This window comes from Enterococcus sp. NBRC 3427 (genome assembly GCF_007996925.1).
Lineage (GTDB): Bacteria > Bacillota > Bacilli > Lactobacillales > Enterococcaceae > Enterococcus_B > Enterococcus_B lactis.
In genome coordinates this window covers 22181-32878 of sequence record NZ_BJLL01000027.1, presented here as the reverse complement: position 1 = coordinate 32878, position 10698 = coordinate 22181, and the positions used below count along the sequence as shown (strand labels likewise).

7 protein-coding genes are annotated in these 10698 nt (G+C 36.9%); 4 read left to right on the top strand and 3 right to left on the bottom strand.

All coding sequences use genetic code 11. The features are described 5' to 3' along the window. Positions 1-178: 178 nt before the first annotated feature. From ESP02_RS07640 to ESP02_RS07630, 3 genes are all read left to right on the top strand, one after another. Positions 179-781: an accessory gene regulator B family protein gene (locus tag ESP02_RS07640; RefSeq protein ID WP_002293263.1), complete on the top strand. Its 603-nt coding sequence runs from the start codon at positions 179-181 to the stop codon at positions 779-781. 140 nt (positions 782-921) lie between these two features. Further along, positions 922-2202 (top strand): ATP-binding protein, encoded by a 1281-nt coding sequence (locus ESP02_RS07635; RefSeq protein ID WP_002373258.1) that lies wholly within the window; start codon positions 922-924, stop codon positions 2200-2202. A gap of 12 nt (positions 2203-2214) precedes the next feature. Further along, entirely contained in the window at positions 2215-2943 is a 729-nt protein-coding gene (locus ESP02_RS07630; protein ID WP_002373260.1) for a LytTR family DNA-binding domain-containing protein, read from the top strand. 67 nt (positions 2944-3010) lie between these two features. Here ESP02_RS07630 and ESP02_RS07625 read toward each other — a convergent pair whose 3' ends face one another. Continuing rightward, a complete protein-coding gene (locus ESP02_RS07625; protein WP_002373262.1) occupies positions 3011-4534 on the bottom strand; it encodes a zinc ABC transporter substrate-binding protein AdcA in 1524 nt (507 codons plus the stop codon). Positions 4535-4783: 249 nt separating this feature from the next. Between ESP02_RS07625 and ESP02_RS07620 the strand changes: the two genes are divergently transcribed. Then, entirely contained in the window at positions 4784-5965 is a 1182-nt protein-coding gene (locus ESP02_RS07620; protein WP_002293256.1) for an AI-2E family transporter, read from the top strand. A gap of 61 nt (positions 5966-6026) precedes the next feature. Here ESP02_RS07620 and treC read toward each other — a convergent pair whose 3' ends face one another. Then, a complete protein-coding gene (gene treC, locus ESP02_RS07610) occupies positions 6027-7655 on the bottom strand; it encodes an alpha,alpha-phosphotrehalase (RefSeq protein ID WP_025478401.1) in 1629 nt (542 codons plus the stop codon). A gap of 329 nt (positions 7656-7984) precedes the next feature. Further along, on the bottom strand, positions 7985-10696 hold the full coding sequence (locus tag ESP02_RS07605) for an FtsX-like permease family protein (RefSeq protein WP_002373266.1): 2712 nt from the start codon (positions 10694-10696) through the stop codon (positions 7985-7987). Positions 10697-10698 lie beyond the last annotated feature (2 nt).

Genomic DNA, 10698 nt, shown 5'->3' with positions numbered 1-10698 from the left:
AAACTTGTCATAAAAAGTACTTTTCGTATCAAAACTGTCACCTTTTTTGGAAAGGATTTAAAAAATGAAGATTTTTTTAAGGAAATCATGACGGTTTTGATGCCAAAACCACTTTTTATGAAACAAAACACGTTTTTTATTTTTTTAGCATAGAATTTGTGGTGGAGGTACGTATGAGATGAAAGATAAAGTTGTGAACAAATTATTAGAAACCTTATTCAGCGGAGACAAATCGGAAGAAGATATGGTGTATGTCCAAGTAAAATTTGCCTTAGAAGTTTTATTGAACAACCTTGGAAAACTAGCGGTCGTTCTAGTCTTTTCTCTGGTGACGGGCTCATGGGCGGAAACAGGAATCACCTTTCTTTCCTATATCTGTATCCGCAGATATGCTTATGGATTGCATTCCGACTCTGAATTCGTTTGTCTGCTGTGGACACTGCTTTATTTATGGGGCGTTCCCTTGGTGATGAAACATCTGCAATTGACTATCTCCTTCCCAATGATGGTCTTTTTGTTAATCAGCTGCTTTTTGTTACTGCTTCGCTATGGATCAAGAGGTACAGCAATCAATCCCATTGAACCCGAGAAACGTCCACCATTATTAAAGAAGGCGATCAGCATGTTTCTAATTTTTTCTCTCATCACTTTATTTTTCTCAGCTTCTTACTTTTCTACCTATTTGCTACTTGGGATTGTTTTAGAAATAGCTACGTTGCTTCCTATTACAAACTACTTGATGAATTTTGGAGGAATCTTTCATGAAAAAAACAATCATTAAACAATTAACTAACTTATCTGACTTTTTTGTATCTGGCTGCTGCTTTGGTATGAGTTCTGAATTCAAAATCCCTGAAAAATTAAAAAAATAATACGCTAATTGTGCTATAATTTGGTAAAAATCAATGGGAGCTGTACTTTATGTTTTTATGGTCCATAGCGTTGCAATATTTGATTTACACAATTTGTATCTTATTGATTGACCATCATATCCGATACAACTATCTGTTTGCAGGAGTTACTCTGATTTCTTGCGTTTTGATTGGATGGGTCTACTCAGTTTTAGGGATTTTTACTGCTCTAATTGCTATAGGAATGCTGATGCTTACTTTTTTCTTCTTTTCGACTTCGCGTCAACAATTAGTTTACGCGCTTCCTTTTGGATTATTGACGTCGCTTTTAGGAGATCATTTAACAAGCATCGGCGATTTTTTTGTTTTGAAATCTGCGGTTGTTGAACCAGGAGATTCCTTGCAGTATTTTCACATCGCCTTATCCGCTCTTTTATCTGCTTTATTAGCTTTTTGTTTTAAAAAATCGTTAGAGACTTGGTTTCACACAGTGGACCGCCGTATGATCGGTACGATTGGGACGTTGATATTATTTACATACTATATCATTATTTTTTATACCCGTTTTTCTGGTGAAACACCTGATGTCTTAGCTTTGAATACTAGTTTTTTCATTCTTTATCTGTGTGTCGGCTTGATCATCTTGGTTTATTATTGGAAAATCTCTAATAAGAAATTAGCTGATCAGTTGTTAGAGCAACAAGTCAGAATGCAACAGGATTATATCAAAGATCTGGAAAAAAACTATCAAGACTTGAGAGAATTCAAACATGATTACCAAAATCTGCTCTTTTCTCTTCACAGCTATATTGCAGAAGGCGACTTGGAAGGATTACGATCGTACTACGATCAAACGATATTGCCTACACGCCAGATGATGAACCTTTTCCCGGCCAATCTAAGTATGTTGGATAATATGAAAGTTCCTGAAATACGCAGTTTACTGTCATTAAAACTCATGATGGCACAGGAAAAAGGATTGATCGTCCAGCTTCATTTTCCTAAACCAATCGAGTTGGATACGAAACATACGGTAAACCTTGTACGTATGCTTGGTATTATCTTGGACAATGCGATTGAAGGAGCTAGTGCTGCAAAGAAGAAAAAGATCGAATTGACAATCATCAAGAAAAATCATTCCGTGATGATTCGCGTAATCAATACAACAACAAATACATTACCGTTAAACCAGTTGAAACAAAAAGGTTTCTCAACAAAAACAAATCCAAAAAACGAAGGACTTGGGTTGTTTATCTTGGATGAATTGACAAAGACAAACCCTTATCTTTTCCTTGAAACATCAATTGAAAACCAACGTTTTTCTCAAACGATTTATATACAAATAAAATAAAGGAGTAATGATATGATTCCCATTTATATTTGTGAAGACGATCCAAAACAATTGGAAGTTTTATCAACGGTGATCAAAAACAGGATCATGATTGAAAACTTAGACAGTTATGTTCATATTTCTACCTCTGATCCGGAAGAACTTCTCAATGCGGCCAAGATCAGAACTTCTTCTTTTGGTATTTACTTTTTAGATATTGAACTAGAAGACAGTGAAATGGATGGCGTAGCGATTGGTAAATTGATCCGTGAATTAGATCCTTTAGGAAAAATAATCTATGTGACTTCTCATACGGAAATGTCGATGACAATCTTAAAAAGCAACATTGAGCCGACTGACTATATTGTGAAAGAAGACCTTTATGATTTAAAAGAAAATGTCGAGCAGATCCTGAGCAAAATTTTTGAAGATTTTCAAATGTCCCAGATCCAAAAAGATATCTTCAAAATAGAGTTCAATGATGAAATTAAATTTTTACCGATTAAAGAAATCCAATATTTTTCTACTTCGTTAGGCGCACCACATAAATTGGAAGTTCATTTGACTCATGCTCAATTGCAATTCTACGAGAAGATCAAAGAAATCGAGAAAATGCATCGGAATTTTATTCGTTGTCATAAATCTTATGTTATCAATACACAAAACGTGCGGTCGATTAATAAAAAAACCAGAGAAGTCACGTTGGCAAACGGTGAGACTATCCCTGTCTCTATCCGTGGATTAAAAAAGTTAATTTCATAAAAAGAACCGAATAGTTTGGACCGACTAAATAATCAGCCGATCCAAACCCTTCGGTTCTTTTTGTCTCTCAGTGCAAAAGCATTTCCTGTGCAATTTCACGGCCATTCATTGTGTCTGGATAAAATGTTGGCCAATTTTCCATTTCTTTTAGCAATGCTTCTTGACTTTCATTTCCTACATATAAATGAAAATGTTCGGAGTCAGACGGTGCAATCGTGTGATCACTGAATTGAATATATCTAAACGCGCCACTTTCCTTATCTTCTGCTTCGAATAGATACCTTACACCACGGTTTCCTGCCTCGTAGGTTAAGATTTCTTTCCCTACATAACGATAATTTGAACGTTTCGTTGTTCCATCCTTAAACGTAAATGCCATCTCTTTCTCACCGATCTTGATTGAAGCAATATCTGTTTGATAGCCCTTCGTATAGTATTCTTTATATTCTTGTGCTGTCTTATCCTGATTCAATTTTTCTTTATATTCAAAAACAGGATCAAATGTCCCATCTTCTACATACGTATCTACTGTCTGCCAAGTTCCTGACCAATCTGAAAGAGAGCGATCTTGTACATCCTCGTCTTCGAAATAACCGTTATAGACGCTCTTTTCTTTTTTGGGGGTCAAAGTATCTTCTAACGGGTTTTCTGTCTCTGTCGTTTTTTTCAACGCTTCGAGGTTTGCTTCCATGATAGAAAGATAGTTTTCTCCATTTTCTATTTGTTCATTCGTCAACCCCTCTAAAGGATTCAATACTTCTAAAGATACACCTGCTTCGTTTGCTAACGTTCTGGCAATACTATCTTTGGCGTTTTCTTCAAAATAAATATAGTTGATTCCATGTTCTTTAACAAAGTGTTTCAGTTCAGCGATTCTCGCCGCAGACGGTTCTTCACTAGAAGAAAGACCAGCAATAGATACTTGATTCAATCCATATTCTAATGCCAGATAGTTGAATGCAGCATGTTGCGTGACAAAAGATCTTTGTTTTGCTTGCTTAAATGTTTCTTGATAAAGCTGATGGAGTGCTTGAAGTTTCTCGGTATAGGCTGCTGCATTTTTTGTCCATACTTCCTGTTTTTCTGGGTAGGCTTCAATCAGCTGATCACGTATGCTTGCTACCTGCTTGATTGCTAAACTTGGTGCTAGCCATACATGCGGGTCTAACTCATGTGTATGACCTTCTTCCCCGTGTTCATGGACATGATCATGTCCTTCTTCACTTCCCGGAAGTAAAAGCATACCTTCTGTCGCCTTTATCGTATGGACGTTGCCTTCTTGTAATGTTTTTTGGATTGCGGGGACCCATGTTTCCATGTTTTCATCATTATAAACAAAGATATCTGTATCTTGGATCTTTGCCATGTCTTTAGCAGAAGGTTCATAATCGTGGGAATCAGTCCCTGCTGGAATCAATAATTCTACTTCTCCTTCATCCCCGACGATTGCTTTTGTAAAATCATACATAGGATAAAAGGTCGTCATCACGCTCAGCTTTTCTTTACTGTCCCCTGCTTCTCCATTTGCCCCGCAACCAGCTAACATACCTGTTAAAACCAGTGTAGCCAATATACCTATCAGTCGTTTCATTTATAACACTCCTTCTCATCTTCTTTCATTTGAATGTTCCGATTCGCCTCTAACAAATCGTAATAGTTACGCTTTAGCAACAGAATTTAATTTATCATAGGGCTAAAAGAGCTGTCAAGCGTTTTCTTATTTTAATTGAGGAGAAAATTCGTATGGATGGTTCCCGATATTTTTTCAATCAACCTCTATCATTTTCCTTTTATCCCCTCTTTTGTCTATAATAAAGTTATAGACAAAGGAGGAAAATGAGTGAAAAAAGAAACAGATACAACGAATCGTTTGATCCGCTTTTTGGGAGGCAAAACCTCCTACTATGTTTTAGGTATGGTGATCCTGCTGGCACTGATCATTTATTTTTTCCATCAGATTTCATTTATATTCAAGCCTGTTGGGATTATTATCGCTACTATCTTGCCCCCATTATTGTTTGCGCTGATCTTATATTATCTTTTGGAACCAGTCATCAAACGTTTAAGCAAGCACCTTTCGAGGAACCTGTCAGTCATTATTGTTTATGTGATTATTTTATTTTTATTGGGGCTTGGAAGCGTATGGCTTGTTCCTTTTCTTGAAGAACAGACAAAAACATTGATTAGCAGTTTGCCAGATTTATTTCAAGATTTCCAAGAGAGTCTCCGTCAATTTTTGGAAAAAACACCTTTTGCCGATTCATTTAATCAATTTTTTACTTCTATTGATGACGTGACGTCTGATATAGCTGGCTTTATTGGAAATTATTGGGAAAGTGGCGCACAACGGATCAGCAATATTTTTTCAACTGTTACAGCTATTTTCATTACTTTATTTACTGGGCCCATTGTCACTTTTTTCCTTTTGAGAAATCCTCAAAAATTTTATCAGTCAGTTTTAGCGATTGTCCCACCAGCATTTCGTACAGACTTTAAAAATTTGACAAAGATTGCTAATCAACAATTGGGTTCATTTTTAAAGGGGCAGATCATTGCTTCATTTATCCTTGGAGCAGTCTACTGGGTTTGTTTCTTACTGATCGGATTAGAATTTGCCAGTGTTTTAGCTATTTCTGCTGGGTTATTATGTATTATTCCATATATTGGACCGTTTATCGCTTTTTTCCCGGGTTTGATCATTGCATTCCAAGACTCTACTTTTATGGCTGTCAAATTTGTCATTGTCTGGTTTGCCGTACAACTTCTCCATGGTGACTTGGTGATTCCTCGAGTAATGGGTGATCGTTTGCAGATCCATCCGATTACGATCTTGATCGTTTTGCTTGTCATGGGTGATCTAATGGGAATTGTGGGCGTTATTTTCGGTATTCCTATCTATACGTTAGTCAAATTACTCGTTACTTTTATTTTCCGTAAATTCAAACAACGCTACAATAAATTTTATGGCGACAAAGGAGAGTATGAACACTCTTCATTTTCTGAAGAAGATTATTTTAAATAAAACACAAAACGTCGATCTCACGAGAATAGCTCGTAGGATCGGCGTTTTATACTTTTTTATTTTAGTTTTTCAGTAAAGCAATTGCCTGATATGGTTTTAGCTCCAGATTTTGATGGAGAACAGTATCGGGATAATTATCGATAAGAATATCGGCTTCTGTGAATCCTTCTGGAATGGTGATCCTTGTATCTTTATCATAGAAATTTGTTAATACAAGCAGTTGCTGCCCTTCAAATTGGCGAAGATAGCCATAAACTTGCGGATGATCTGCTCCATAAGCATGATAATCGCCTTGTGCAACGATTGGATATGTTTTTCTCAATCGAATCAATTTCTTATAATAGGACAAAATAGAATCCTCAGAAGATCGTTCTTTCTCTACATTGATCTCTTCTAGCTTACCTGCAACTTTTAACCAAGGTTTTCCTGTAGTAAAACCTGCTTGTTCTGCATCGGACCATTGCATGGGTGTTCGAGAGTTATCACGAGATTTTGCTTTGATTCGACGGAACGCCTCTTTTTCTGTGAATCCTTGTGCAAGGAGCAACTTGTAAGCATTCAAACTTTCTACGTCAATATAGTCGGAAATTGATGAATAGTCTGGATCGACCATGCCGATTTCCTCTCCCATATAAATGTATGGTGTTCCACGATTTAAATGGATCATGGTTGCTAGCATCTCTGCTCCTTGTTTTCGATACTGATCGATAGCTACAAACCGATTGAGCGCACGTGGCTGATCATGGTTATTAAAAAATAAAGCATTCCAGCCATTACCATCACTCATCTTTTCTCCCCAAGTATGGAACAGTCGCTTTAATTCTGCAAAATCAAATGGGGGAGTTGACCATTTATTGCCATTTTCATAGTCAACTTTCAAGTGATGAAAATTAAAGACCATTGATAATTCTTCTCTACTAGGTTCTGTATACAAGATACAATTTTCGATCGTCGTAGAGCTCATTTCACCGACTGTGATGATAGTGGAATCCGTCCCAAACGTTGCTTGGTTCAATTCTTTTAGATACGTATGGGTGATTGGTTTGTCCGTATATTCAGGTTTACCATCATTTTCTTTATTATTTTTCAATTGCTCGTCTTTACCGATAACATTGATAACATCGAAACGGAATCCTTTTACCCCTTTTTCCATCCAAAAACGAACTACTTTGAATAATTCCTCTCTTACTGCTTGATTCCGCCAGTTCAAGTCAGCTTGTGTCTGATCATATAAGTGCAGATAATATTTCCCTGTATCTCCAAAGGGCGACCAAGCACTCCCACCAAATTTTGATACCCAGTCCGTTGGTTCTTCTCTTAAAATGAAGAAGTCCTGATAATACTGATCCCCTGCTAGTGCTTTTTTGAACCACTCATGTTCTGTCGAAACATGATTCAGTACCATATCGAGCATGACTTCTATTTGGTATTCTTTTGCTTTAGCTATTAGTTGCTCGAATTCTTCCATCGTACCAAAGATAGGATCGATGGCTGTGTAATCAGAGATATCATAACCGTTGTCTTTTTGAGGACTTGGATAAATAGGATTTAGCCAGATCATATCGATCCCTAGATCATTCAAATATGGCAGTTTTTCTTTAATTCCTTTTAAATCTCCAATTCCATCACCATTACTGTCTTTGTAAGATTTGGGATAGATTTGATAAATGACTTTGTCTTTAAATGTCATGGATATTTGCCTCCATTCAACTGATTTCTTACCTATCACAACTTATATATACAAGTTATCATTTATTATTATAACTGAACCGAAAGCGTTTGTAAAATTTATCTTTATACTTCCTAAGAGGGTGTTGTCCAATAAAAAACAAGAGATCAGACATGTATTTGTCTAGTCTCTTGTTTAAAATAGCAAAATGTTCTTGTTTCTTCTATAAATGATGTTCAAAAGCTTTCATCTACGTCAATAAGTCCTTTCAAATGAAAAATATGAGGAACTATTTTGCCGTTTGTTTCTCTAATACTCAGGTCAAACCGCTGATTTCACAACCTCTGTTTTTATTCATTCGATTTCAACGCATCAATCATATCGATATGCTTTAATTTGAAATGGGTAACAATCATCACAATAACCGTGAATACGATGGTTAATCCTGCTGATAAAACATAAGCCCACCATGTAATCACTAGTGGAAAGATGACATTCTCCATAGATGCTTGTTGTAAGATAAAGTCAGTCAATACATATCCTACACCAAATCCTCCAATGATCCCTAAGAGAGTAAAGATGATATTTTCTCGAACAATATACATCGTGACTTCTTTATCAAAAAATCCAAGGACTTTTATCGTAGATAATTCGCGTACACGTTCGGAAATATTGATATTAGTTAGATTATACAAGACGATAAAAGCCAGCAATCCTGACAATACGACAAAGATTAATACAACCGAGTCTAAGTTCGCCATTGATTCTTCTTGCGTTTCGATTTGTTTGGACATGAAAGATGTATTTGTCACAGCGTCTGTAGCAAGCAGTTTCTCGGAAAGCATTTCTTCTTCTTCCGTTGTCATCTTATCTGTACGCAGCAAAAATGCATTATCCGTCATCGATTGATCGGTCACTGAAGCATAATATTCAGGGGACAAATAAATAAAGCTGCCTAGATAGTTTTTCACGATTTCTTTTACTTCGACTTTCCATTCTTTTTGATTTTCATCATAAAGCGACATATGATCTCCTGTAGATAAGTCAAATAGTTCTGCTGCTTTTTGCGTAATAGCGATTCCTGCTTTAGGTAAGGAACGTGGGTTCTCTTCAAGATCTGTTAAATGGATAAAACGATCAAAATCAGCTGTTTTACTCGGTACGATCACTGTCAGACTTTGCGAAGCATGCCCTTTTTTTCTCAATTCTACGGTTTGAGTATGAATAGCTAGGATCTCATTTACTTTTTCTTGCTGCTGCAACATATCCGCTGCTTTTTGATGATTCTCTTCCGTGGATGAATCTAATGTAACGATTGCTTGATAGTCAATGATTGGTCCAAATTGTTTGGCTGAGACAGAACTTAGAGAATCTTTCAATCCCACGCCCGCAACCATCAGACCGGCACAGCCAGCAATTCCGATAATCGCCATAAGCATTCTTGACTTGTATCGGAAGAGATTTCGATAACTGATTTTTTGATTAAAGCTAAGGCGTGACCACAGCGGAGTGATATATTCAAGAAAAATACGTTTCCCTGGCTTCGGTGCTTTCGGCTGAAGCAATGCAGCAGGCCGTTCTCTTAGATCTTTGAACAAAACAATCATTGCAGCGCCAAATGCGGCAATGAAGAATGCGGCAGCTGCTTGTAAAATCGGTGACCAGTCATAAAAAACAAGAGCACTCCCAATGTCATATCGCTCGTTAGATAGTTCAAAAATGATCCTTGGTAAAAGATTCGTTCCTAATATCGTTCCTAAAACAATGCCTATTCCTGAAGCTAGACTTGCATAGATTGCATATTTTTTTGCGATTTCAACTTTCGTATAACCTAACGCCTTCAATGTTCCGATTTCCCTGCGGTTTTCTTCTACCATACGCGTCATTGTCGTAAAGGTGATCAATGCGGCAATAAAGAAAAAGAAGACAGGAAAAACGTTAGCGATTGCTGCGATACGTTCAGCCAGATCACCAAATTCTTGAAACCCGACATTTTCTGAACGTTCATTGTATAGGTATGATGGTTTAGTTAAATTTTCAATTTTTTCTGCATTTTCGTTCCATTCTTCCTCCGCAGAAGCTAGTTCTCTTTCTTTCTCAACTAACTGCCTTTCTTGATCAGCGAGTTGAGCTTCTTGTTGAGACAAAGTTTGTACAGCGATTGTCCGTTGCGCTTCAGGAAACTGCTGGATAGCTGCTGACTGCTGCGCTAACTGTTTTTTAGCATCTTCTAACTGTGTTCTTCCCTGTGCTATTTGTGCTTTGCCTTCTGTTATTTTTTGCTGTGCTGGTTCTAATTCTTCGTTTGCCGATTTTTTCAGCTCTTCTAAGCGTTCTTCGGGTCGATCTTGTAAATACTTTTCTGCCTTTTCTTGATTTTGCTCCATTTTATCTTTGTAAGCTTTGCTGTACGTATTCAAATTATTTACGTTCGTAAAATCGAGATATAAGACAGAATAAATATCCGTCTTGAAATTGGATTCAGGCAAATAGACAAAATAATCAACGCTACCATTTCCGACATTCGCGTATCCTCTCTCCAAATTGTTGATGAACAATGGAGAACGGACAAAGCCAGTGATGGTATACTCTTTTTCTTTCAATTCATCTGAATCAATCTGATAGACATCACCGATTTTATACCCTGCATTCTCCGCTTTTTCATCTAATAAAAGTTGGTTGGGTTTTTCCGGGCGTTTTCCATCAATTAATTGTAGCTTGTTCTGCCTGCTATTTTTGTTATAAGAAAAGATTTGAATCACTTCATTTTTGCCAGTATTGGAATAATAGAACTGTTTTCCTGTTTCTACTTTTGCATCTGGGATCTTTTCTGCTTGAGCGATATCTTTTTGTGTCAAGCCACCAGTAGAAACGATTTGCAAATCAGAAAGTCCTGCTGTACCAACATAGTGATCCATCGTTTTTTGCATGACAGGTCCAGCAGTTTTGACACCTACGAATAAAAGTGTTCCTAGCATGACAATAAGGATGATTGCAATGAACCGCCCTTTAGATTGCCGGATTTCTCGAAAACCTGCTTTAAGATATGTTTTTGTTTTCATAA